Below are 24456 nucleotides of genomic sequence, written 5' to 3' on the forward strand. Positions count from 1 at the left end.
TCAGTGCTCCTTGAGGGCCGCGAGGCCGTGGTCGACCAGGATCGGGCCCATCTCGCCGGCGCGCTCGAAGCCGGCGCCGAGGGTCTTGCCCTGCTGGTAGCGGTAGTGGATGCCCTCGGCCACCACGGCGAGCTTGAACGAGGCGAAGGCGACGTACCAGCCGAGCGTGGAGACGTCCCGGCCGGAGAGTTCCGCGTAGCGGGCGACCAGCTCCGGGGCGGCCGGGTAGCCGGGGGCGGTGGCGGCGGCCGGGATGATCCCGCCGCCGGCGCCCGCGAGTTCGGTGTACATCACCAGCAGGCCGAGGTCGGTGAGCGGGTCGCCGAGGGTGGACATCTCCCAGTCCAGTACGGCCGTGATCCGGTCCTCGCCGTCCACCAGGACGTTGTCCAGCCGGTAGTCGCCGTGCACCAGGGTGGGGGCCGGGGAGTCGGGGAGCCGCTCGGCGAGCAGCGCGTGCAACTCGTCCACGCCCGGCAGCTCACGGCTCCGCGAGGCGGCCAACTGGGTGCTCCACCTGCGCAGTTGCCGGGCCAGGTAGCCCTCGGGCCGGCCGAAGTCGGCGAGGCCGACGGCGGCCGGGTCGATGGCGTGCAGCCGGACCAGGGTCTCGGCCAGGCCGAGGCCGAGCGCCCGGACCCGCTCCGGGCCGAGCGCGGTGAGCGCGGCGGCGTCCCGGTGGGCGACACCGGGCACGTAGGACATCAGGTACCAGGTCGAGCCGGTCACCCCGGTGTCCTCGACCAGCAGATGGGTGTCCGGCACGGGTACCGGGGTGGCCCGCAGGGCAGTCATCACCCGGTACTCGCGGCCCATGTCGTGCGCGGTGGCGAGGACGTGGCCGAGCGGGGGCCGGCGCAGCACCCAGCTGGACGCGCCGTCGGAGAGCACGTACGTCAGGTTCGAGCGGCCCCCTTCGATCAGCTCGGCCCGCAGCGGGCCCCGGACCAGGCCCGGCAGCTCGCGGTCCAGGTGGGCGCGGAGCCGCGCCAGGTCCAGACCGGGCGGGTCGGCGGGGGTGTCGGACATCGGCTCGCTCCCAAGCGTTTCGGTGGTCCGCCCGGCGGAGGCCCCACCGGGTGACTAAGCGCTTGCTTAGCATTCAGCCGAGGAGGGCACCCTGTCAACGCCCCCACCCCGATCGGTGCACCTGAGCGCCGCGCGCGGGGCCCCGCGCGGCGGGTGCGCGGGAGGGTTCGACGGGTGAGCGGGAGGCGCGTGGCGGGACGGCGGAAGGCGCGTGGCGGGCCCTGTCGGCCCCGGGCCCTGGTCCGACCCCCGGCCGGACCGTGGCACAAGCCGGCCCGGACGCATCACAACTCGGCCTCACTGTCAGTCCGTTGACTGGCCCGGCCGGCCCGGGGCGGGGATGCTCGGTACATCCACCGGATTCCGGCGGGCCACCGAGGGGCCCCATGGGGGAACGCACAGGAGCGGCCGGGCGGAAGCCTCGGCGGACCTTCCGGCGCGGGCCCCGGCGCGCGCCGGGTCCGCTGCTCGCACTGGTTCGACTGCTGTGCGCCGCGGCGGTCATCGGCCTGCTGATCAGCGGCGCGTGCGGCCCGATGCTCTTCGCCTTCACCGACTGGTTCGACCCGATCGCCCAGTACGTCCACGTGCACCGGTCCCGGAGCGGCCGGCACTGACCGGGCTCCGCAGCACCCGGCGGCCGGGGTACGGCAGCAGCCGGGGTACGGAGCGGCCGGGGTACGGCAGGGGCGGCCCGGCCGGACGCCGCCCCCGTCCCGCGGGTACGGGTCCGTGCCGGGCCTCAGGTCAGCGGACGTCCACCGGCCCGCCGGTCGCCAGCGACTGCTCGGCGCCGGCCAGGATCTCCACCACCCGCAGGCCGAAGGCGGCGTCGCAGGGGTGCGGCGTGCCGGTGCGCGCCGAGTCGAGCAGCGCGTCCACCGCGCGGTGCAGCGCCCGGACCGGCCCTTCGCCGCGCTCCGGCAGGTGCACCACGCCGGCGCTGCCGCGCAGTTCCATGCCGGTGCCGCCGGCCTCCACCGGCGCGGTCAGGCTCAGTGCCAGGGTGCTGGAGGCGCCGCCCTCGTGCCGCAGCACCAGGTGGACGGTGTCCCGCGGGCCGGCGGCCGCCGTGACCAGGGTGGCGTCCCCGAGCACCGGCAGCAGGACGGACAGGGCGTGCGGGCCGACGTCCCAGAGCGCGCCCTTCTCCTCCCGCCAGGGCGAGGCCGCGTACGGGCTGCTGCTGCCGGGCGCGAAGACCGAGCCGAGCCAGTCGGAGCGGCCGGTGAACCAGCCGCCGACCGCCGCCTGCTTCTCCAGCCAGGGGCCCTGTTCGCCGCCGAAGCGGACGGTGAAGAAGACCACCGAGGCCACCTCGTGCCGGGCGACCGCGGCCGCGAGCCGGCGGGCGTCCGGCACGGTCAGCGCGACCGGCTTGTCCAGCAGCAGGTGGCAGCCCGCCTCGGCCGCGCGGACCGCGAGGTCCGGCTGGACGCCCGGCGGCAGCGCGATCGAGACCGCGTCCACGTCGGCGAGCAGCGCGTCCACGTCCGGGTAGGCGTGGACGCCGTGGGCCTCGGCGAGCGACTCGGCCGCCGCCGGGCGCCTCCCCCACACCCCGACGAATTCGATTCCGGGGTGCTCAGCGAGCACGGGAGCGTGAACGCGCTCCGCCCAGGGCCCGGTGCCCAGCAGTCCGATCCGCACGTTCTCGCTCCTCAGGTGGTTCAGCCCTGTACGCGGGCCAGCGTGAATCCGTCGTAGCCCTTCGCCCCGACCGTCTGGACGGAGGTCGCCGACACCCGGGGCTCGGCGGCGATCAGGTCGTGCAGCCGGCGGGTGCCGATGACGCTCAGGTCGGCGCTGTCCCGGTCGGCGACGGCCCCGCCGCGCACCACGTTGTCGACGATGATCAGCGATCCCGGCCGGGTCAGCTTCAGTGCCCGGGCGAAGTACTCCGGGTTGCTCGGCTTGTCCGCGTCGATGAAGACCAGGTCGAACGGCTCCACGCCGTCGGCCTCCAGCGCCGCGAGGGAGTCCGCGGCCGGGCCCAGCCGTACCTCGGCGACCTTGCCGAGGCCGGCCCGCTCCAGGTTCTGGCGGGCCACCCCGGCGTGCTTGGGGTCGATCTCCAGGGTGATCAGGGTGCCGTCGGCGGGCAGCGCGCGGGCCAGCCAGATCGCGCTGTAGCCGCCGAGCGTGCCGACCTCCAGGATCCGGCGGGCGCCCTGGGTGAGGGCGAGCAGGTGCAGCAGCTTGCCCTGGTTCGGCGCCACCGCGATGTGCGGCAGCCCGGCCTCGTCGGCGGCGGCCGTCGCGGCCTCCAGCGCCGGGTCGTGGCCGATCAGCGTCTCGGCGAAGTAGTCGTCGACCGCGTCCCACTGCTGCTGGCTCACAAGGCCCTCCACGTGCTGCGTCGTCACCGCCGGGATTCCCGCCCGATGCTACCCCGCCGGGGCTTCCGGACCGTCAGTCCGCGGCGGGCGCCACGGCCGTCGCGGGGGTCGTCGCGGCGGCGCTCGTCGCGGCGGGGGCCGCGGCGGTGCCGGGTGCGGCTGCCGCCGGCTCGGCCGGCCCGGGCGGCGCGTCCAGCAGGCCCTGCGCCTCGTCCTCCGCCCTGGCCTTCGCGGCCCGGCGCTTCAGCAGCCAGGCGGAGAAGGCCCCGCCGAGCGCGGCGAGCACCAGGCCCACCCAGGAGAAGCCCTTCAGCCACTGCTCGACGACCTTGCCGACGTGGTAGACCAGCAGGGTCGTGCCACCGGCCCAGACCACGCCGCCGAGCACGTTGGCGATCAGGAACTTCCAGTACGGCATCCGCAGCGCGCCGGCGAGCGGCCCCGCGAAGATCCGCAGCAGCGCGATGAACCGGCCGAAGAAGACCGCCCACATGCCCCACTTCTGGAAGGACCGTTCCGCGCTCGCCAGGTGCTCAGGCCCGAAGTGCCGTGGGAACCTCCGCCCGAGCTTCTCGAACAGCGGCTTGCCGCCCCGGCGCCCGATCGAGTAGCCGATCGAGTCACCGATGATGGCGCCGAGGATCGCGCAGATCGCGATCCACCAGGGGCTGACCACACCGCGCGAGGACAGCAGGGCCGCCGAGACCAGCGCGATCTCGCCCGGCAGCGGGATGCCCAGGCTCTCCAGGCCGATGATCAGCGCGATCAGGGCGTACACCCAGCCCGGTGGGACGCTCTCGATCCAGGCGTCGATGTGCAAGGCCGGTTACCTCCGTGGCAGGACGAGACGGTGGTCTCGCCGTTTCAGGATTGCGCGGGTTCGGGGCGCGGGTCCGGGGTGCGGCGGCCGGCGCCCCGAAAGTGCAGCCTAATCCCCCGGCGCCCGCACCCGAAGCGAGCCCGCTGCTGAGAACGCTCCGGCCGGCTTTCCGGTTCCTTGATCAGCCCTTGGCGCTTCCTTGGGGCACCCGCCCGCCCACGGACGCGGGCGGGCGGGCGTCGGCCCCTGCCGTCAGGGCCGCCGGTCGGCGAACCGCAGGGCGACCACCGAGGGGCGCTTCGCCGAGACCACCGGCAGCCAGGCCCCGGCCGGCAGCAGCGCGCCCAGCAGCCCGCGGCCGCCCGACGGGTAGACGTCACGGACCTCGGCCACCGCCGGGTGCGCGGTGCGCAGCTTCTGCCGCTCCGCGGCGTCCATCCCGAACGGCATCGGCGGCGCCTGGTAGCCGTGGTCGCGCAGCTTGCCCTGGACGGCGAGGGCGCTGAACCAGCGCGGCACGGCGTCCATCACCAGCGTCCCGCCGGGGAAGCGCTCGGCGCAGCCGGCGATCAGGTCGCGGACCTCCCCGGGACGCAGGTACATCAGCAGGCCCTGCGCGGTGATCAGGACGCCCTGGGCCGGATCGACCTCGTCCGCCCAGCGCGGGTCGGTCACCGAGCAGGCGAGCAGCCGCTGCCGGGGCCCGGCCGGGAGCAGCCGCTCCCGCAGGGAGACCAGCTCCGGCAGGTCGACCGAGAGCCAGTCGGCCCGCCCGTTGTCCACCCGCCAGAACTGGGTCTCCAGGCCCTCCCCGAGGCAGACCACCGTCCCGCGCGGATGCCGGGTGAGGAAGTCCGCCACCTCCCGGTCGAAGCAGGCCACCCGCAGCGCCTGGAGCTGCGACTGGAGGCCGCCGCCCCCGCCGAAGCGCTCGGCGAACGGGTAGTCGATCCGCTCGACCAGCTCGACGGCCTTCGGGTCGGGCAGCACGGTGTCGGGGCGGGCCGCCTCGACGGCGCGGTGGTAGAGCGTCCACAGGGCGGTCTCGGGCACCGCCGCGAGGTCGGCGGCGACCACCGGCGCGGACGCCCCGGCAGATGCCCCGGCGGACGCCCCGGCGGGTTCCCTGGGCGCCGGGTCGACGGGGGCCGGGTCCACGGGGGCCGTGGCGTTCGGGGCTGCGTCCGCCGGGCCGCGGTCGGACGGGACGCGGTCGGACGATGCCGGTCGGCGGGCGGTCATGGTCGCGCTCCTCGGGAGGTGGTGACTGGGCCAGGCCGATTCTGGCACCGGCGCCGCGTCCGGCCGGGTCCCGGCTCGCCCGACGCGCCGGTACGGGCGGCGGGCCGGTACGGGCAGCGGGCCGGTACGGGCAGCGGGCCGGGCCTCGGGGCGGGGCCCGGCGCCCCGCGCCCCGCGCCCGGACCAGCAGGCCGGACCCGCCGCCCTACCGTCGGCCGCCGGCCGCCCGGCCGCGCTCAGCCGACGCTGAACGCCCCGGCGGGCGGCGGCGGCGAGGCTTCGGCCTGCTCGTCCAGGACGGGCCGGGCCCGGCCGACCAGGGTCGTCAGCTCGTCCTCGTCGCACAGGCGGGCCGGAAAGGGGTCGGCGGCGAGCAGCCGGCTGAGTTCCCGGACCGGCAGCGGCCGGTCCGAGCCGATCAGCAGGATGTTGCCGTACCGGCGGCGGCGCAGCACCGAGGGCTCGGCGACCAGGCAGGTGTGCGGGAACACCGCCCGGAGGGTCGCCGCCTGGGCCCGCGCGAAGGCCAGCGGCGGGCCGTCGGCCAGGTTGGCCGCGTAACAGCCGCCGGGGCGCAGCACCGCGGCCGCGTGACGCAGGAACTCCACCGAGGTCAGGTGGGCGGGGGTGCGCGAGCCGTGGAAGACGTCCGCGACCACCAGGTCAGCCGAGCCGGCGGGCGCGACGGCCAGGGCCGCGCGGGCGTCCGCGACGGTGGTGGTGATGTCGACGCCCGGGCCCTGCCAGGGCAGCCGCTCCTCGACCAGGGCGAGCAACGGTCCGTCGACCTCGACCACCCGCTGGCGGGAGCCGGGCCTGGTCGCGGCGAGGTAGCGCGGCACGGTGAGCGCGCCGCCGCCGAGGTGCAGGGCGTCCAGCGGCTCCCCGGCGGGGGCGAGCGCGTCGACCAGGTGGCCGAGCCGGCGGGTGTACTCGAATTCGAGGTGGGTCGGGTCGCCGAGGTCGACGTAGGACTGCGGGGTGTCGTCGAGGGTGAGCAGCCAGCCGCCGTCCTGGTCGAGGTCCGGCATCAGCTTGGCGACCCCGAGGTCGACCCGGCGCTGCACGGGCAGCGGCTCGGCCATCTCGCCGGACGTCCCGTCGGCCGTGCCGTCCGGCTGCGGGCCGGGGGCGGCGCCGGCCGGACCGGACCCGCCGGAGGGGCCGCTCACGCTGCCACCGGCCACTGCCGGGCGGGGGCCGTCCGGCGGTCCGGCAGGAGGGACGGGCGGGACGGGCAGGACGTTCGGGACGGGTGGGACGCACAGGACGGGCGGGAGGCGACCCGGGCCGTCCCCCCGGTGGCGGCGGTTCTGGGCATTCCCGCAGCATAGGCGCCCAGGACCGAGTCACTGCCACCGAAAAGGCTACCGGCCGGTATCTTTGGTGCTCCCTGAAGCAGTGGTACCTGTGACAGCAGGTCAGAGCAGAGGCTGGGTGGGTCCGACGTGGAGTTCCGAGAAGACATCCTGGGTGCCCCGTACGAGGCGGCCGAGCTGCCGCTGCGCGCGGACGAGGAGGGCGCCGTCCACGCCACCCTGGTGAGGCGGCTGGTGCCCGGCTCCCGGCAGGCCGTGCTCTACCTCCACGGCTACACCGACTACTTCTTCCAGACCAACCTCGCCGACCACTTCACCGCGGCCGGCTTCTCCTTCTACGCCCTGGACCTGCGCAAGTACGGGCGCTCGCTGCGGCCCCACCAGTCGCCGAACTTCGTCCGCGACCTGGCCGCCTACGACGAGGAGATCGACGAGGCCGTCCGGATCGTCCGCGACCTGGACGGCCACACCCGGCTGCTCGTCAACGGTCACTCCACGGGCGGCCTGGTGGCCGCGCTCTGGGCGTCCCGGCGGGCGGGCCGCGGCCTGGTGGACGGGCTCTTCCTGAACAGCCCGTTCCTGGCCATGCCCACCGCTCCGGCGATCCGCGCGATCGGGGCCCCGGCGATCGACGCCCTCGGCCGGCTGGCGGCCACCCGCAAACTGCCCGCGCCGCTCAACCCGCACTACGTCCACAGCCTGCACCGGGACCACCGGGGCAGCTGGGACTTCGACCTCACCCTGAAGCCCGCCGCGGGCTTCCCGCTCTACGCCGGCTGGCTCGCCGCCATCCAGCGCGGGCAGCGCCAGGTCCGGCGCGGGCTGCGGATCGACTGCCCGGTCCTGCTGATGGCCTCCACCGCGTCCACCGTCACCAACAAGTGGGACCCGGCCCTGCTGCGCACCGACGCCGTCCTGCGGGCGGACGACATCGCCGCCCTCGCCCCCCGCCTGGGCCGGCACGTCACCACCGTCCGGATCGACGGCGGCATGCACGACCTGGTCCTCTCGGGCGACGAGCCGCGCGCCCAGGTGTTCGCCGAGCTGGACCGCTGGACCGAGGCGTACTTCCCGGCGCCGGGCGCCTGACCCCGGGCCGGGCGGCCGAACCCGGGGCCGGGTGACCGGTCCCGGGGCCGGTCCCCCCGGGGGGGGCCGGCACCCCCGGTTCCGGGCCGCCCGGCGGTCGCGCCGCGGGCCGTCCGCGGCGGACCATGGCGGGGTGGAACCGTGGCCGAGTCCCGACGAGGCCGGGGCGGCCGTCGTCCCGGGTGTGCTCGACCTCGCGCCGACGCCGCGGACGGCGCTGGCCTGGATTCCGCCGCCGGAGCTCTGGCCGGCGGTCCAGGACATCCGGTGGGAGCACGACCCGCAGGTGCGCCGCTGGCCGCCGCACGTCAACCTGCTCTTCGGCTTCGTCGCCGAGCCGGAGTTCCGGCGGGCGGCCCCGCTGCTGGCCGAGGTGGCCGCGCGGACGCCGGGATTCACCGTGCGACTGCAAGGGGTGCACAGCTTCCGGCACCGCCGCTACGCCACGGTCTGGCTCGATCCGGCCGCGGCCGGGAGGCGGCCGTGGGACGCCTTGCACGAGGCGCTGGTGGAGCGCTTCCCGCGCTGCGCCGGCCGCGGCCCGGGCTTCACCCCGCACCTGTCCCTCGGCCGGACGGGTGATCCCCGTGGGCTCGCCGCCGAGTGCGAGGCCCGCCTCGGCGGCAGGCCGGCGCGGGTCGCGGAGCTGACCCTGCTCTCGCGACGGGACACCGGGCCGATGCTGGCGCGGGCCACGGTCACGCTGGGGACGGGCGAGTTCCGGCCGGCGCCGGAGGCGGACGGGCGGACGGCGCCCGGTCCCGACGGGAGCTGAGCGGGACGAGGGGCGGGCGGGACGAGCGGCGGGCGGGTGCCGCCGGAGCTGCGGCCGCCCGGCCGGCCCCGGCCGGTGCGGAAGCCCGGCGGGCCGGCCGTTGTTGAGGATGAGAGCACAGGGGAACAGGGGAACAGGTGAGGAGGGCCGAGCCGTGTCCGGCACACTCCCCGAGCCCGGCCGCTCCCCGGCCGAGCGGGCGGAGCTCGACGCCTACTCCCGGGCCGTGACCGCGGTGGCCGCCGAGCTGACGCCGCGGGTGGCGGCCCTGCGGGTGCTGCGGCGGAGCCCGGGCGGGTGGTTCGCCTCCGGGAGCGGGTCCGCCGTGGTGTTCACCGAGGACGGCTTCCTGCTCACCAACGCCCACGTGGTCGGGCACGCCGAGGCCGGCACGCTGGACTTCGCCGACGGCACGACCGCGCCGTTCCACACCATCGGCACCGACCCGCTGTCGGACCTGGCCGTGCTCCGAGCGGACGCGGCGACCCCGCCGCCGGTGCGGCTCGGCGAGGCCGGCGCGCTGCGGGCCGGCCAGCTGGTGGTCGCGGTCGGCAACCCGCTCGGGCTGGCGGGCACGGTCACCGCGGGTGTGGTCAGCGCCCTGGGCCGCTCACTGCCGGCCCGTACCGGCACCGCGACCCGGGTGATCGACGACGTGATCCAGACCGACGCGGCCCTGAACCCGGGCAACTCCGGCGGGGCGCTCGCCACCGCCGACGGCGAGGTGGTCGGGATCACCACGGCGGTGGCCGGGAACGGGCTGGGCCTGGCCGTCCCGATCAACGTCACCAGCCGTCTGATCATCAGCACCCTGCTCAGCGACGGGCGCATCCGCCGCGCGTACCTGGGGCTGGCCGGCGTGCCCGCGCCGCTGCCGCCGGCGCTCCGCGCCCGGACCGGCCGGCGGGACGGGATGCGGGTCGTCGAGGTCGTCCCGGGCGCGCCCGCAGCCCGCGCCGGACTGCTCCCCGGCGACCTGCTGCTGACCGCCGAGGGGGAGCCGGTCGCGGACGCCCAGGCCCTGCAGCGGCTGATGCTGGCCGACGCCATCGGCAGGCCGCTGGCGCTCACCGCCCTGCGCGGCGACGCCCTGGTGGACGTGATCGCCACCCTCGCCGAGCTGCCGGCGGACGACTGACGGCCGGCCGGTCCGGCCGGCCGCGGCCCGGGGCAGCGGGGGCGCCGCCGGCCGCGGGGCAGGGGCCGGACCCGGGCTCGGCGGCCGCGGCCCAGGTCAGGGGCCCGGACGGGGACGGGCCGGTGGTGGCGGGCGCGGGGTGCTCGGCGTACCGAGGCGACCGGCCGGACCCGCGACGGGCCGGGTTAATCCTCCGCCCCCGTACTTTTCTGACCGGCTATGCGTACCCGCTCCCGGCCGCCCGCTCCGTCATCTGTCCGGTCCTGCCAGGAGGACCGGCCCGGGCCCGGGATCGGCACCTAGGCTCCATGGTCATGCCCACCACAACTTTCAGGCGCTTCGGCCTGTCCGCGATCCTGTCCCTCTTCCTCGCCCTGGCCTTCCTGGCCTCCCCGGCGCACGCGGCCTCCCCGGCCCTGTCGGTCACCGCGAGCTCCTCGACAGTGACGCCCGGCGGCTCGGTGTCGCTCTCCCTGACGTTCACCAACGTCCACGACACCCCGGTGCAGTTCATCTACCAGTCCGTCCAGCCGACCTGGCAGACCACCCAGGCCCCCGGCCTGAAGTTCACCCTCAGCGGCAACACCGTCGACTACACCGCCCCGGTCGCCCCCGGCGCGAGCACCACCGTGACGATCTCCTACCAGGTCGCCGCCGACTCCTCCTGCGGCGGCCGGATCGACCTCTACACGTACCTCTACTACGAGTACCAGGCCGGCAGCCTGACCGAGTCGACCATCCAGGACCTCCCCGGCAGCGACGTCCTCTGCGTCTGACAGAGTTCCGTCCGGGGCGGGCCCGCGCCCACCCCCTTCAAACGTCCGAAACGTCCGAAGACTGATCCGTCCGAAAAGTGACCGTCCGGAGACCGCACCGGCCCTGCACCCCCGGGGCCGGTGCGGCCGTACGTCCGCGCGGCGCCGGGGGCGGCACCACGCCCCCAGGAGTTGCCCCGATGCCCCGGCCGCCGGCCAGCCCGTTCCTGCTGCTCGACGTGGACGGCCCGCTGAACCCGTTCCACGCGGCCCCGCACGACTGCCCCGCCGGCTTCGCCCCGCACCGGATGTCGCCCGGCTGGCTCCTCCCGGGCCCGGACGGCGCCCCGGCCCGGCCGGTCGAGGTCCGGCTCGACCCCTCGCACGGCGCCCGCCTGCTCGGCCTCGGCTACGACCTGGTGTGGGCCACCGGCTGGCAGGCCGACGCCAACACCTGGATCGCCCCGCGGATCGGCCTGCCGCCGCTGCCGCACGTCCCGTTCGCGGACATCCGGGCCTGGCGCCCCGACGGCACGTGCGCCAAGACCTGGGAGATCGTCAGCTGGGCGGCCGGGCGGCCGTTCGCCTGGGTCGACGACGACATCGACGAGGCCGACCGCGCCTTCGTCGCCGCCCGCCACCCGGGCCCGGCCCTGCTGCACCGCGTCCACCCCGCGAGGGGGCTGCGGGACGAGGACTTCGAGCTGCTCGCCGCCTGGGCCGCCGGCCCCGGCGCGGCGGTGCGCGGGTAGCCCGGCCGCCCGGCGCGGCCGGGCGGGGCGTCCGCCGGTCGGTCGCAACCCTTTGCTCAATGTTCGCTCAAATGACCATACACATCGTTGACTTGATGGATCGTCACACCGTACTTTCGACCACCTGGGCGTTGGCACCGTTCAGTCAAGTCGGTGCCTTCCTCACCCGACGGCACGGTCCGACCACGGCCCGCACCGGATCTCTGCAGCGCACACGCAACGTGGGGGAGGGGAACCGTGGGGGACAGCGAGACGACTCCCGGGGCCGACGACGGCCCGGCGCCCGACGGGAGAACGGCCGGCCGGGGAGCACCGGCCCGGTTCACCGTCCTCGGGCTGCTGGCCATCGCGGACAGCAGGGAGACCGTCGTCCTGCAACCCTCCAAACCCGCCGCCCTGCTGGCCGCACTGCTCGTCCGGCCCAACAGTGTCGTGTCGGTGGAGTCGCTGCAGCGGGTGATCTGGGGCGAGGAGACCCCGGCCACCGCGAAGGCCGCCCTGCAGACCTGCGTCCTGCGGCTGCGCAGGCTGTTCGGCAAGTACGGCATCTCCGGCAACACCATCGAGGCCGTACCCGGCGGGTACCGGATGGCCGCCGACGCCGGCACGCTCGACCTGCTGGAGTACCGCTCCTTACTCGGCCGGGCCGCCGCCGCGGAGGCCGATCCGGGCGCCGAACTGGACCTGCTCCGCGCGGCGCTGGCCCTCTGGCAGCTGCCCGTCCTGTCCAACGTCCACTCGGACGCGCTGCACCTCGACGAAGTCCCCCGGCTGACCGAGGAGTGGCTGCGCACCGCCGAGCGGGTCTTCGAGATCCAACTGGCCCTCGGCCGATGTCGCGAGGCGCTGACCGAACTCCGGCCGGCGGCCCACGCGCACCCCCTGCACGAGCGGTTCTGGGAGCAGCTGATCGAGGCGCTGCACCGCACCGGCCGCCGCGCGGAGGCCCTCGCCGAGTACCGGCGGGTCGAGGCGCACCTGCGGTCGGAGCTCGGGGTCGGCCCCGGCCCCGCGCTGCGGCACCTCGAAGCGGCCCTGCGCACCGGCGAGCCCTGGCCGCCCGCACGCTCCCCGACTCCGGGGGACGGCCCGGCCCGGGTCGGGGGAAGGCGGCCCGGCCCGCCCGGCGCCCTCGCCGCCCGAGGCGACCCCGGGGCGCCTGACCGTACCGACCCGCCCGACATGGCCGGCGTCCCCGGCCCGACAGGCCTGCCGGATCTGCCGGATCTGCCGGACCTGGCGGACCCGCCCGAGCGGCGCGGGGCCGGCGGCCGGGGCTTCGGGCCCGGGCCGGACGCCCCCGCGACCGGCGAGTTCGTGCTGGCGAGCCTGGTACGGGCCGGACTGCTGGAGGAATGGCCGCCCGGCCGCTACCGGGTGCACGAACTCCTGCGCACCTTCACCCGGGCGGCCACCCACGGCCGCTCCCCCGCTCCCCCGGACCGCCGCCCGGACCGCTCCGAACGTCCGGACCGCACGGACCACGCCGACCGGACCGAACGCCAGGACCACCGGCCCCGCCCGGACCGCACCGACCGCACCGACCGTTCGGAGTGCCCGCGGCGCCCGGACCGCCCGGCGGTCACCGACCACCCGGCGGACCGCCCCGCCGACCGTCCCGCCGACCGCCCCGTGCAGCGCGCCGCCGCCGCGCCCGGACCGGCCGGGTCCCCGCGGCAGCCAGCCGCTCCGCTGCGTACGACAGAAGTGTGAGGCCATGGCCGCGTACGAGGAGATCGCCGACACCCGCCCCCGGGTCCGCCGTGACGTGCTGTTCACCCGGACGCCGGAGGGCGTGCTGTTCCACAACGCCCACGGGGGCTTCAGCCTGACAACCAAGGAGGCGTACCGCTTCGCCTCGCTGATCGTGCCCCACCTGAACGGCCGCAACAGCGTCGCCGAGATCTGCCAGGGGCTGGACGGCACCCGGCGGAGCATGGTCGTGGAGCTGGTCCGGGCCCTCTACAAGCGCGGGTTCGCGCGGGACGCCGGCCCGGCCGAACCGGCCGGCGCCCGGGCCCCGGAACCCGGGGTGGCCGCCCGGTTCGCCGCCCAGATCGACTACGTCGACCACTACGCGGACGAGGCCGGGAGCCGGTTCCAGCGGTTCCGGGAGAGCCGGGTGGCGGTCCTGGGCGACGACCTCGTCGCGCGCTGGTGCGTGCTGAGCCTGGTCCGCAACGGCTGCGCCACGGTCGGCGTGGCGGCGGGCGTCGACCGGCCGGGCAACGGGTTCGAGGAGGTCCGTGCGGAGGTCGCCGCGCTGGTGGCCGAGGGCTGCCCGGTCTCGGTCACCCTGCTGGGCGGCCCCCGGGAGCCGGCGGGCGCCGGCCGGCCGGGCCCGGACCTGGGCTGGGCCGACCTGGCGGGCTTCGACCTGGTGCTGGTCACCGGCGGGCCGGCCGGCGTCCGGCAGCTGGCCGGGCTCCTGGACGACGGGATCCCGGCCGGGATCCGGCTGCTCGGCGCCTGGACCGTCGGCGGGCGGGCCGTGGTCGGACCGCTGATGACGGCGGACACCCCCGGCTGCTGGGCCTGCGCGGCCCTGCGGCTGGGCGCGAACACCGACCCGGGCGCCGCCGCCGACCTGTGGAGCGCGCTCGGCCCGCTCGCGCCGCGCGACCCCGGCGGCCCGCGGATCGGGCGGCCGCTCGCCGCGATGCTCGGCAACCTGCTCGGCTACGAGGTGTTCCGGCTGACCACGGGCGCCCTGCCGGCCGAGACCGACGGCCGGCTGATCATCCAGGACCTGGACTCCCTGGACGTGGTGGCCGAGCCGCTGCTCCCGCACCCGCGCTGCCGTCGCTGCGCCGGGCTGGCGGACACGGCCCGTGACACCGGCGCCCGGGGCGTCGGCGGTGAGCACCTGGACGCCCGGGGAATCAGCGGTGAGCACGTGGACGCCCAGGGCGTCGGCGGTGCGGGCGTGGGTGCCCAGGGCGTCGGCGGTGCGGGCGCCGCGAGCCGGGACGGTCTCGCCGACGGCCTGGGCCTGACCGGCCCGGCCGACGACGGGGGCTCCGACCGGGACGGCTTCACCCACCTGGGCAGCGTTCAGGAGGCGGCCCGGGACGCCGCCCAGGACGACCGGCCGCCCGCCGACGGAGCCGCCGAGGAGGCCGCCGCCCAGGCCGCGCTGGCCGAACTCGACGAGCGGGCCGTACTGGTCCGGCCGAACGCCGGCGTCTTCACCGCCTACGCCGACGACGGGTGGAACCAGACCCCGCTGAAGATCGGCACGGTGGCGCTCTCCGTCGGCCACGGCGCGTCCCGCGAGATCTCCGCCTTCGACGTGCACCACGTCGCGGGTGCCCGGCTCCGCGCGCTCCACCGGGCGGCGGAGGTCTACGCCGAGCACGTGGTGCCACCGACCGGGCTGGTGGAGCCCGCCGAGGCCCTGGCCGGCGCGGCGCACCGGCCGCTGGTGGGTCCCGGGGCGCTGGGCACGGGCACCGGGGCCGGCCCCGCCGACGTCCCGCTCTGGGCCGCGGCCACCTCGCTGCTCACCGGCGGCCCGGTGCTGGTGCCCGCCGGCGCCCTGCGCACCTTCGGCCCCTACAACCGGGACCGGGCCTTCGAGTCGACCTCCGCCGGGACGGGTGCGGCCGGAACACCCGCCGCGGCAACGGCGCGCGCGCTGCTCTCCGCGCTGGCCCATGACGCGCTGCGCCGGACCCTGCGCGGCGCCCCGGCCGCCCGGGTCGACCCGGGCCTGTTCCCGGACGACCCCGAACTGGTCTTCCTGGCCCGCTCCGCGAAGAACCTCGGCCTGGAGCTCGAACTGCTGGAACTCGGCTCCGGCCCTGACCAGTTGGTGCCGGTGGTGCTGGCCCGGGCCACCGACCCGGGCAGCGGGCGGGACGACTGGGCCGTCGGCAGCGGGCTGCGGCTGCGCGGCGCGGCCCTGGAGGCGGCCCGCGACCTGCTCGGCCGGGTGCAGCTCGGTCGCGACACCGCGGGCCCTGCGCCGGCCGCCGGACACCCCGACACCGGAGACCCGCTGCTGCGCGAACTGGCCACCGCCACCCTGCCGGTGGGCACGGGGGCACCGACCGGCCCGGCCGCCGCCCGGACGCTGCCCGAGGTGGCGGCCCGGCTGCGGGCCCTCGGCCGGGACGCGCTGGTGGCCCCGGTCGACGCCGCCGACCTGCGGGCCGGCCGGATCGCCGTCGCCCGGGTGCTGCTCACGGACGGGCCGACCGGTGCTCGGTGAGGTGCTCGCCCGCCCCGCCGGCCCGCCCGGGCGGGCCGCCCGGGCGGGGTGGACCGGCCCGTGGGCCGAGGTCTGCGAGGCGCTGGCGGCCCGGCTCGCCGAGGCGCTGGCCGGCCGGCTGCCCGGCCCGGCGCCCCGGGTGTCGGTGCTGGGCGTCCGGGACGAACTGGCGGTGGCGGCCGGCCAGGACGAACCGGCCACGCCGGTCCACCTGTACGGCCACCACGCGATCATCGGGCCGTATCCCGCACCCGCTGCCGGGGGGACCGCCGCCGGGGACCGGCCGCCGGCGCCCTGCGCGCGCTGCCTGGCCCGGCGCTGGCAGGCCGTCCGCTCCGGCCCGCTGCGTGAGGCGCTGGAACTCGGCGGCGGCACCCGGGCGGCGGGGCGGCCGCCGTGGGCGGTGCCGTTCGTCGCCGACGCCGTCGCCGCGCTGATCACCGCCAGGCGGGAGCGGGCGGCGACGGCCGACGGCCCGGCGGCGCGGTTCCCGCTGGTCGACCTGCTGGACCTGGAGACCCTGCGCGTCAGCGCCTTCCCGCTGGTGCCCGACGCCGAGTGCCCGGGCTGCGGGCAGCCGACCGACGACAGTGCGGACGCCGCCCGGATCGAGCTGCGCAGCCGGCCCAAGCCCGCCCCCGAGGTGTTCCGGCTGCGCGGGGCGGACGCCTACGACCTGCCGCTGGAGGCCTTCGTCAACCCGGTGGCCGGAATGCTCGGGCCCTCGGTCGTACCGGACCTGGTCTCCGCGTCCACCTCGGCCACGGTCGGCTGCTTCACCATGCGCTCCGGCGACTACCTGCGCGAATGCTTCTGGGGCGGCCACACCGGCAGCTACCGGGCGAGCACCCGGGTCGGGCTGCTGGAGGGCCTGGAGCGGTTCGCCGGGATGCGCGCCCGCGGCCGGCGCACCACCGTGCTCGCCGCCTTCGACGACCTCGGCGGCCAGGCCCTCGACCCCCGCGACTGCGGCCTCTACTCGGCGGAGTTCCACCGCGCCGAGCCCGGCGTGCGGCCGTTCGCGCCGGACCGCCCGGTCCCCTGGGTCTGGGGGTGGTCGCTGCGTGACCGGCGCCCGCTGCTGGTGCCGGAGATCCTCACCTACTACCACGCACCCGGCGGGCTGGAGAACCGGTTCGTCCAGGAGAGCTCCAACGGCTGCGCCTCCGGCGGCTGCCTGGAGGAGGCGGTCTACTTCGGCCTGATGGAGGCCGTCGAGCGGGACGCCTTCCTGCTCGCCTGGTACGGCCGGCTGGAGCTGCCCGAACTGGACGTCCGCGACGCCGCCCGGCCCGGCATCGCCGCCATGGTCGACCGCCTGGCGATGTACGGCTACCGGGCCCGGTTCTTCGACACCCGGACGACCTTCCCCGTCCCGGTGGTGACGGCGGTCGCCGAGCGGATCGACGGCGGCCTCGGCCGGCTCTGCTTCGGTGCGGGCGCGAGCCTCGACCCCGAGGCGGCGATCTGGGCCGGCCTCTGCGAGATCGCCACCGACGCCGTCAACCTGCGCCGCCGCACCGCCCGCGAGGAGCGGCGGCTGCGGGCGATGGCCGAGGACTTCGACCGGATCCAGGTGCTGCACGACCACCCGCTGGTCTACGGACTGCCCGAGATGGCCCGGTACGCCGACTTCCTGCTGGCCCCGCGCGCGGCCGGCGGGGGCCGAGGACCCGCCGGACTCGACAGCCTGCGGCGGCCGGGGCCCACCGGAGCGGCGGTGATCGAGCCCTCCGGCGACCTCCGGGACGACCTGCTGGCCTGCGTCGACGCGGTCACCGGCGCCGGGTTCGACGTGATCGTGGTCGACCAGACCATGCCCGAGCAGCGGGACCTCGGCCTGCACACCGCGAGCGTGCTGGTGCCAGGACTGCTGCCGATCGACTTCGGCCGCAGCCGCCAACGCGCCCTGACCATGCCCCGGTTGCGCACCGCCCCGCGCGAGGCCGGGCTGCTCCCGAGGGACTTGCGCGCGGACGAGGTCAACCCGGCACCGCACCCGTTCCCATGACCCGGCCGGTTCGCGCCCCCGGGCCCGCGCTCCCAACTCCTCCGTCCCCGACCGCCTCCGTCCCCGACCGCTTCCGGACCGACCTCCTGAGAGGACCCACATGGGCTACGCCCACGCGTACGCGAACGCGGTGATGCACCGGGGCCGAGTCCCCATGGAACCGGCCGACTTCGTGCCCGACTGGGCCGACCGCCCCAGGAAGGGCAAGTTCTACCCCCGGGCCGAGCACTTCCCGCTGCCCGACAGCGACGCACCCGCCGACGCGACCGTGCAGGCCGGGCTGTTCGGACCGCCCGGGGACGGCGGGTTCACGCTGGCCCTGCTCGGCGGGATGCTGCAGGACTCCTACGGCCTGACCGGCCGCCGGCTCGCCGTCCACGCGAACTCGGACCTCGGCACCCTGCCGCTGTACACCCACGCCAACTGGTCCCGCGGCACCGCCTCCGGCGGCGGCCTCTACCCGATCGGGGTCCACTGGGTCGCCGGTCCGAGCGGCCCGCTCGCCCCCGGGGTGTACCACTACGCCACGCCGCACCACTCGATGCAGCGGCTGCTGGCCGGGGACGTCTCGGCGGAGGTCCGCGCCGCGCTCGGCGGCCACCGGACCGGCGAACCGGACCGCGACGGCGGGACCGACCAGTTCCTGGTGCTCGGCGTGAAGTTCTGGCAGAACGCCTTCAAGTACAACAGCTTCGCCTACCACGTGGTCACCATGGACATCGGCGCGCTGGTCGGCACCTGGCGCCTGTGGGCCCGGGCCCGGGGCCTGGACGTCGGGCCCGTGCTCTGGTTCGACGAAGCCCGGATCGGGAACCTGCTCGGGCTCTCCCCCGAGGAGGAGGGCGTCTTCGCGGTGGTCCCGCTCCGCTGGCAGCGCCCGACGCCCGCACCCACGCCCGCACCCACGCCCGTACCCGCGCCCGGCCCGGCCGGCCCGGCCGGCGGCGGAGCCCGGGTGCGGCTCAGGGACCAGGAGAAGTCCCGGCGCGTGCTCGGCTTCGAGACCGTCCGGCGGATCCACGCCGCGACCCTCGTGGGCGCGGCCGGCCGGCCGCCGGCCGGAGCCGTGGCCCGGGCGCTGGACCGCCCGTCGGCCCCCGCCGCGCCGACCGTCCCGGCCGGCGGCACGGTCCTTCCCCTGCCGCCGCCGGACCAGCTGGCGCTCGGCGTGCGCGAGGCCCTGCGGGCCCGCCGCAGCAGCTTCGGCCGGTTCACCGCGACCGTCCCGGTGAGCGCCGGGGAGCTGGCGGCGGCACTGGCGGCCGCCGCGGCCGGCGGCGACCTCGGCAGCGACGCCCAGGCCCCCGGCGGGCCGCCGCTCACCAGCCTCTACGTCTTCGTCAACCGGATCGAGGGGGTGCCCGCCGGGACGTACGCCTACGACGGCCCGGCCGGCTCGCTGCGCCTGCTGAAACCCGGGCCGCCGGGCGCCTTCCTCCAGAAGAACTACTTCCTCTCCAACTACAACCTGGAGCAGGCAGGCGCGGTGCTCGTCCCGGCCGCGCCCACGGCGGCCGTGCTGGACGCCGTCGGGGACCGGGGGCTGCGCCTGGTCAACGCCACCGTCGGGGCGATCTCGCAGGCCGTCTACACGGCCTGCGCCGCGCTCCAGCTGGCCTGCGGCGTCGCGCTCGGCTTCGACTGCGTCTCGTACGCCGAGGAGCTCGGGCTCGACGGCCCCGGCGAGACCCCCCTGCTGATCATGATGATCGGCCACGAGCGGCCGGACCGGGCCGACTTCAGCCATGCGATCGCCTGAACCCGCGGAGGAACGCTTGAACGAGCACGCCCCGGCGACGGACCGGCCGGACGGGCCGTCGCCGGCCGGGGAGACCCGCGCCTGCGTCCTGAACCCCCGGTTCGTGCTGCGCGCGGCCGGACTGCCGGTCGAGGCCGTGCACGGCCTGCGCGGCCCGGACAGCCGCCGTTGGGCGGACGAACTGCTCACCGCGGAGGAGCGGCTGGCCGAACTCGGGGCCCGGCTCAGCGAACCGCTGGCCGCGCTGGTCCGGTCCGCCCCCGACGAGCGGCTGCGCCGCCGGGTGCTCGCCGTCCGCCGCGAGGTGTTCAACAACCGGCTGCCCCGGGACGTCGCCGACGTCCTGGCCCTGGCCGGCCGCGCGGCCGGCCCGGCCCACCGGTTGCTCTCCGACTGGCTGGACGCCCGCGGGCGGCTGACCGGCCTGCGGGCCCGGGGTGACGCCGTGCTGGCCGGCGAACTCGACCGGGGCCGGGCCGAGTTGCGACGGCTCGCCGGGCTCCCGACGCTGCGCCTCGGCCTGCTGCTGGCCTCCCCCACCCTGGACGGGCAGCTGGACGCCTTCATCGCCTCGCCGGTCGCCACCCCGGACAAGCGGGCCCGGAAGATGGAGCGCTCGCTGCTCTCCTACCTCTACCGCACGGCCTGCAAGACCAGCCCGTTCAGCACCCTCACCACCGTGTCACCCGGCACCTTCCGGCCGTCGCCGGAAGGCCTGCCGGCCGAGCCCGACTGTCAACTCCCGCCGGTCCCGGAGCTGTTGCTGGAGGGCGAGCCGGCCGGCCACGTCCGGCTGAACGTGGTGGTCCTGAGCCGGCTCGCCGAGCTGGTCGCCGCCGACCCGGAGCGCCGCCGCGACCTGCCGCTCACCCTCGCCTCCGGCTGGGCGCTGGACGAGGACCGGGTCCGCTACGTCCGCCGCTCGGTGACGGCCGGCGACGACAGCGCCGCCGTCAGCTTCGACGCCGCACAGGACCGGCTGTTCTTCCTGCGGCTCAGCGGCGCCCTGGAGCAGGTGCTGGAGCTGCTGCGGACCAGGCCGCTGGTCCGCCACCGGGAGCTGGCCGCGCTGCTGGGCACCGGAACCGGCGCGGCCCCGGCCGAGGCCGAGCAGTACCTGGCCGCGCTGGTGGACCTCGGCATTCTCCAACTCCCCTGGCTGGCGACCGATGTGCACAGTCGTGACCCGCTCCGCTCGTTCCAGCGGGCGCTGCGCGCGCTGGACCGCCCGTGGGCCGACGCGCTGGCCGGCCGCCTGGACGGACCGGCCGGCTGCCTGGCCCGCTACCCGGCCGCCGACGTCGCCGGCCGCCGGTCCCTGCTCGGCACGCTGCGCCGCGACCTGCTGGACGTGCAGCGCGCGCTGGGCGCACCGGAGCCCTCGCTGCCGCAGACCCTGCTGTACGAGGACGTGGCCGGCCCGCCGGTCGAGACGGACGCCGCCCCCTGGGCGCGGCTGGCGGCCGGGCCGCTGGGGTCGCTGACCCGGATCCTGCCCCTGTTCGACGTGGCCCTGGCCCAACGCCTCACCCTGAAGGGCTTCTTCCTGGTGCGGTACGGCCGGGGCGGCCGCTGCGAGGACCTGCTCAAACTGGTGCACGACTTCCACGAGGACATCTTCCACCAGTACCTGCAGTTCACCTCGCAGCGCCCGGCCGCGGGCCCGGAAGGCGCCCACCCGCCGGAGGAGAACTGGCTCGGGATGCCCGAGATCACCGCACTCGACCGGGCCCGCGGCGAACTTGCCTCCCGCATGACGGAGTTGTGGGCGAGCCTGCCTCCCGGGGCGGAGGAGCTGGCACTCGACGAGGCCACGGTGGCCGCGGTGGCCGCCGAACTGGCCCCGCTCGCCCGTGGTTTCGAACCGTACAGCCACTTCCTCCAAGTGGCCCGGCGGCCGGACGACCCGCTGGTGGTGCTCAACAACTCGTACGGCGGCCTCTGCTTCCCGTTCACCCGCTTCACCCACTGCTTCGACCCGGCCGGACAGGGCGGGGAGGGGGCGAGCGGGGAATCCGGCTCCTGGCCGGTCGCCGGGCTGCGCGAGACGCTGCGCGGCCTGCGGCCGCCCGGCGCGGTCTTCGCCGAGGTCACGGCCGGCGCCGCCACCACCAACCTCAACCTGCACGCCCGGCTGACGGACTTCGAGATCGTCTGCCCCGGCGAGACCAGCACCGCCCCCTCGGCCGCCCGGATCCAGCTCGACGACCTCTACGTCGAGCACGACCAGGCGGCGGACCGGCTGGTGCTGCGCTCGCGCCGCCTCGAACGGGAGGTGGTGCCGCTCTACCTGGGCTACCTCGTCCCGATGGTGCTGCCCGAGATCCCCCGCACCCTGCTGCTGTTCTCCCCCACCTCGCGGGTCACCCCGGACGCCTGGCGCGGGGTGCCGGCCGGGCCGGCCCACGACGGGGTCACCCACCGCCCCCGCCTGCGGCACGGCAGCCTCGTGCTGCACCGGCGGTCCTGGAGCGCCGGCCCGGGGGCGCTGCCCGAGCCCCGGCCCGGTGAGGGCGCGCCGGCCCGCTACCTGGCCTGGCAGCGTTGGCGGCGCCGGCACGGCCTGCCCGCCCAGGTCTTCGCCAGGGTCCGCCCGGAGCCCGGGCCCGGGGGCCCCGCCGGCTGGCCGGGCGCCGCCAAGCCCCAGTACGTCGACTTCGACAGCCCGTTGTCGCTGACGGCGCTGGACGCCCTGCTCACGGCCGGCCCGGCCCGGGTGGTGCTGGAGGAGATGCTGCCCGGCGAGCACGCCCTGCACGTCCGCTCCCCGCTCGGCCGGCACGTCGCCGAGCTGGCCGTGGAGACCGTCCCCCGCGCGGCGGCGGCCGCCGCGCCCGACCAGCAGGGAGCGCTGGGCCATGACTGACCCCACCGACCCGGACACCGGCCCCCCGCCCGCCCCCGGCGACTGGCTGGCCTTCCACGTCTTCTACGCCGCGAGCCCGCGCCCGCTGCTGCTGGAGTGCGTCCGCCCGCTGACCGAGGAGCTCACCCGCGACGGCCTGCTGGCCGGCTGGTTCTTCATCAACTACTGGCTGGAGGGCCCGCACCTGCGCCTGCGGCTGCGGCCGTCCTCCCCCGCCGCGGCCGAGGCGGTGCGGGAGCGTGCCGAGCGGGCGATCGCCGGGTTCCTGCGCCGCCGGCCGGCGTTGTACGAGGTCAAGGGCGGGTTCCTGGCCGAGCTCTACAACACCCTGTTCGAGCTGGAGTACCCGGAGGAGGAGCGCGGGCGGCTGCTCGACGAGAACGGCCGGATGCGGCTGCGGGCCAACAACACCTTCAGCGCCGAGCGTTACGAACCGGAGTACGGCAAGTACGGCGGGCCGGCCGGGATCGCGCTCGCCGAATGGCACTTCGAGCGCTCCAGCGACCTGGTGGTCGAGGCCGCCAGGACGATGAACGTCCACCTGCGCACGGTGGTCCTCGGGCTGTCCGCCCAGCTGATGATGACCATGTCCGCCTGCTTCCTGCGCGAGGACGAGGCGCTGCTGTCCTTCCTGGACCGCTACCACGCCTTCTGGAACGGCGCGTTCGCCGGCACCAACTACACCGCGCAGGACGGCTACGACCGGGCGTACGCCACCATGGACGCCGCCCTGCCGCAGCGCTACCGGGTGATCCGGGAGGCCGTCGCGGACGGCGCGCCGCACCGGCTGCCGAGCGTCCTGCGCAGCTGGGCCGAACACTGCCTGGAGCTGCGCGAACGGGCGCTGGACCTCACCGGGCGCGGCGACCTGGTCTTCCGGTCCTGGGACGGCGCCCGGGACCTGCCGGTCGGCGATCCGGCCCGGTCGCTCCCGATGCTGCTCTCGCCCTACCTGCACATGACCAACAACCGGCTGTCGGTGACCGTCCGGGACGAGGCCTACCTCAGCTACGTCCTCGGCCGCGCACTGCGCGAGCCGCACCCGGCGGCGGCGCCGTGACCGACCGGGAGCTGCTCACGCTGAGACCGCGGATCAAACCGGGGGTCCTGATCAGCGGCGCCCTGCGGCGCGGCACCGGCACCATCCACCTGATCCGCGACCCGGAGGGTGAACGGCGCCTGGAGGTCGGGGTGAAGGAGCACTTCATCATCGTCCGGCTGGACGGCACCCGGTCGCTGGACGAGATCGGCGAGGAGTACGCGCGGCGGTTCCGGGTCCGTCTGGGCGGCGCGCAGTGGCAGCAGATGCTGGGCCTGCTCCACGGGCGCGGGCTGCTGGCCGGCCAGGCGCCGGCGGCCACCCCCGCGCCCGCGCCCGCCCGCGGGCCCGCGCGCCGGTCGACGCTGCTCACCGGTAGCGTCCGGCTGGTCGCCGACCCGCCGGCCCTGCTCGACCGGATCCACCGCGGCACCGCCTTCGTCCGCCGCCCGCGCTTCCTGCTCGCCCTGTCCGTACTGGTCCTGGCCCTGCTCGCGGCCGTCGCCGCCCGGCTCGGGCAACTCGTCGACGAGGCCGCCCGGCTCACCCACCAGCCGGTGGCCCTGGCGGCCGCCGGGGCGGTGCTCTGGGTGAGCCTCGCCCTGCACGAGTTGGCGCACGGCATGGCCGGGCGGGCCTTCGGGGGCCGGACCACCGAGATCGGGCTGCGCCGGTGGCTGCTGATGACGTACCTGTACTGCGAGATGGAGGACGTCCGGTTCTTCCCGCGCCGGCGCCAGCAGGCCGCCACGGCGGGCGCGGGGATGCTGATGAACCTGGCCCTGCTGCTGCCGTGCTACCCGGTCTGGGCGCTGCTCCCGGAGCGGGCCCAGGCCCGGCCGTTCCTGGCCGGCCTGCTGCTGTTCGGCGTCGTGATGGCGCTGGCCAACCTGCTGCCGCTGCCGCCGCTGGACGGCTACAAGATCCTCGGGTACGCCCTCGGCCATGTGCAGCTCGCCACCGACAGCCGGACGTTCGCGAAGCTGCTGGCCCGGGTGGCCGTCCGGCGCGAGGCACCGGCGGCGCTCGCCGGGTACTCCGTCCGGCTGCGGCTCGTGCTCGGCGGCTACGCGCTGGCCTGCGCCGGGCTGGCCGCGCTCGCACTGGCCGCCACCGGCCCGCTCTGCCGCCGGCTGCTGCCGGACCGCTGGGCCGGCGCGGCGGGCTGGGCGCCCGTCCTGCTGGCCGGCGGCGCGTTGGCGCTCTGGGCGGTGGGCATTCTCGCCAGGGCCGCCCGTGCCCGGCGCGGCGGGGCGCCGTGACCGGCCGCCCCGGGGCGCCGACCACGTCACCGCCGCACCCGTCACCGA

General features: G+C 76.6%; 19 protein-coding genes. 13 read left to right on the forward strand and 6 right to left on the reverse strand.

The annotated features are described in order from the left end of the window. Window positions 1–1029 (reverse strand): phosphotransferase family protein, encoded by a 1029-nt coding sequence (locus IE329_RS18610; RefSeq protein WP_190212039.1) that lies wholly within the window; start codon window positions 1027–1029, stop codon window positions 1–3. Window positions 1030–1415: 386 nt separating this feature from the next. Here IE329_RS18610 and IE329_RS18615 point away from each other — a divergent pair, with 386 nt between their 5' ends. Continuing rightward, complete coding sequence (locus tag IE329_RS18615) at window positions 1416–1646, forward strand: hypothetical protein (protein WP_190212040.1); 231 nt, start codon at window positions 1416–1418, stop codon at window positions 1644–1646. A 130-nt stretch (window positions 1647–1776) separates the two neighbouring features. On the opposite strand, the gene IE329_RS18620 is transcribed toward IE329_RS18615, so the two are convergent. From IE329_RS18620 to IE329_RS18640, 5 genes are all read right to left on the reverse strand, one after another. Further along, complete coding sequence (locus tag IE329_RS18620; protein WP_190212041.1) at window positions 1777–2679, reverse strand: Gfo/Idh/MocA family protein; 903 nt, start codon at window positions 2677–2679, stop codon at window positions 1777–1779. A 20-nt stretch (window positions 2680–2699) separates the two neighbouring features. Beyond that, a complete protein-coding gene (locus tag IE329_RS18625; RefSeq protein WP_190212114.1) occupies window positions 2700–3368 on the reverse strand; it encodes an O-methyltransferase in 669 nt (222 codons plus the stop codon). A gap of 73 nt (window positions 3369–3441) precedes the next feature. After that, window positions 3442–4188, reverse strand: coding sequence for a DedA family protein (locus IE329_RS18630; protein WP_190212042.1), 747 nt, complete (start codon window positions 4186–4188; stop codon window positions 3442–3444). A 252-nt stretch (window positions 4189–4440) separates the two neighbouring features. Next, window positions 4441–5430, reverse strand: coding sequence for a class I SAM-dependent methyltransferase (locus tag IE329_RS18635; RefSeq protein WP_190212043.1), 990 nt, complete (start codon window positions 5428–5430; stop codon window positions 4441–4443). Window positions 5431–5666: 236 nt separating this feature from the next. Further along, the gene (locus tag IE329_RS18640; RefSeq protein WP_190212115.1) at window positions 5667–6515 is read right to left on the reverse strand and encodes a spermidine synthase; all 849 of its coding nucleotides are present in this window, start codon (window positions 6513–6515) and stop codon (window positions 5667–5669) included. A gap of 363 nt (window positions 6516–6878) precedes the next feature. Here IE329_RS18640 and IE329_RS18645 point away from each other — a divergent pair, with 363 nt between their 5' ends. From IE329_RS18645 to IE329_RS18700, 12 genes are all read left to right on the forward strand, one after another. Then, window positions 6879–7838, forward strand: coding sequence for an alpha/beta hydrolase (locus IE329_RS18645; RefSeq protein WP_190212044.1), 960 nt, complete (start codon window positions 6879–6881; stop codon window positions 7836–7838). A gap of 133 nt (window positions 7839–7971) precedes the next feature. After that, entirely contained in the window at window positions 7972–8613 is a 642-nt protein-coding gene (locus tag IE329_RS18650; RefSeq protein WP_229927566.1) for a 2'-5' RNA ligase family protein, read from the forward strand. Between the two features lie 154 nt (window positions 8614–8767). Next, the gene (locus IE329_RS18655; protein WP_229927567.1) at window positions 8768–9751 is read left to right on the forward strand and encodes a S1C family serine protease; all 984 of its coding nucleotides are present in this window, start codon (window positions 8768–8770) and stop codon (window positions 9749–9751) included. 314 nt (window positions 9752–10065) lie between these two features. After that, the gene (locus tag IE329_RS18660) at window positions 10066–10527 is read left to right on the forward strand and encodes a hypothetical protein (RefSeq protein WP_190212047.1); all 462 of its coding nucleotides are present in this window, start codon (window positions 10066–10068) and stop codon (window positions 10525–10527) included. Window positions 10528–10706: 179 nt separating this feature from the next. Beyond that, entirely contained in the window at window positions 10707–11258 is a 552-nt protein-coding gene (locus IE329_RS18665; RefSeq protein WP_190212048.1) for an HAD domain-containing protein, read from the forward strand. A gap of 237 nt (window positions 11259–11495) precedes the next feature. Continuing rightward, entirely contained in the window at window positions 11496–12971 is a 1476-nt protein-coding gene (locus tag IE329_RS40725) for an AfsR/SARP family transcriptional regulator (protein ID WP_229927568.1), read from the forward strand. A gap of 4 nt (window positions 12972–12975) precedes the next feature. Next, window positions 12976–15471 (forward strand): TOMM precursor leader peptide-binding protein, encoded by a 2496-nt coding sequence (locus IE329_RS41545; protein WP_268257294.1) that lies wholly within the window; start codon window positions 12976–12978, stop codon window positions 15469–15471. Next, entirely contained in the window at window positions 15461–17482 is a 2022-nt protein-coding gene (locus tag IE329_RS18680; protein WP_229927569.1) for a TOMM precursor leader peptide-binding protein, read from the forward strand. The genes IE329_RS41545 and IE329_RS18680 overlap by 11 nt, the downstream gene beginning before the upstream one ends. A gap of 100 nt (window positions 17483–17582) precedes the next feature. Further along, window positions 17583–19241: a nitroreductase family protein gene (locus IE329_RS18685; protein WP_190212050.1), complete on the forward strand. Its 1659-nt coding sequence runs from the start codon at window positions 17583–17585 to the stop codon at window positions 19239–19241. A 16-nt stretch (window positions 19242–19257) separates the two neighbouring features. Then, the gene (locus IE329_RS18690; protein WP_308438387.1) at window positions 19258–22107 is read left to right on the forward strand and encodes a lantibiotic dehydratase; all 2850 of its coding nucleotides are present in this window, start codon (window positions 19258–19260) and stop codon (window positions 22105–22107) included. Next, complete coding sequence (locus IE329_RS18695) at window positions 22100–23167, forward strand: lantibiotic dehydratase C-terminal domain-containing protein (protein ID WP_190212052.1); 1068 nt, start codon at window positions 22100–22102, stop codon at window positions 23165–23167. Before IE329_RS18690 ends, IE329_RS18695 begins: the two co-directional genes overlap by 8 nt. Further along, entirely contained in the window at window positions 23164–24408 is a 1245-nt protein-coding gene (locus IE329_RS18700) for a zinc metalloprotease (RefSeq protein WP_190212053.1), read from the forward strand. The genes IE329_RS18695 and IE329_RS18700 overlap by 4 nt, the downstream gene beginning before the upstream one ends. The last annotated feature ends 48 nt before the right edge of the window (window positions 24409–24456 follow it).

The organism is Kitasatospora indigofera (assembly GCF_014655955.1).
Lineage (GTDB): Bacteria > Actinomycetota > Actinomycetes > Streptomycetales > Streptomycetaceae > Kitasatospora > Kitasatospora indigofera.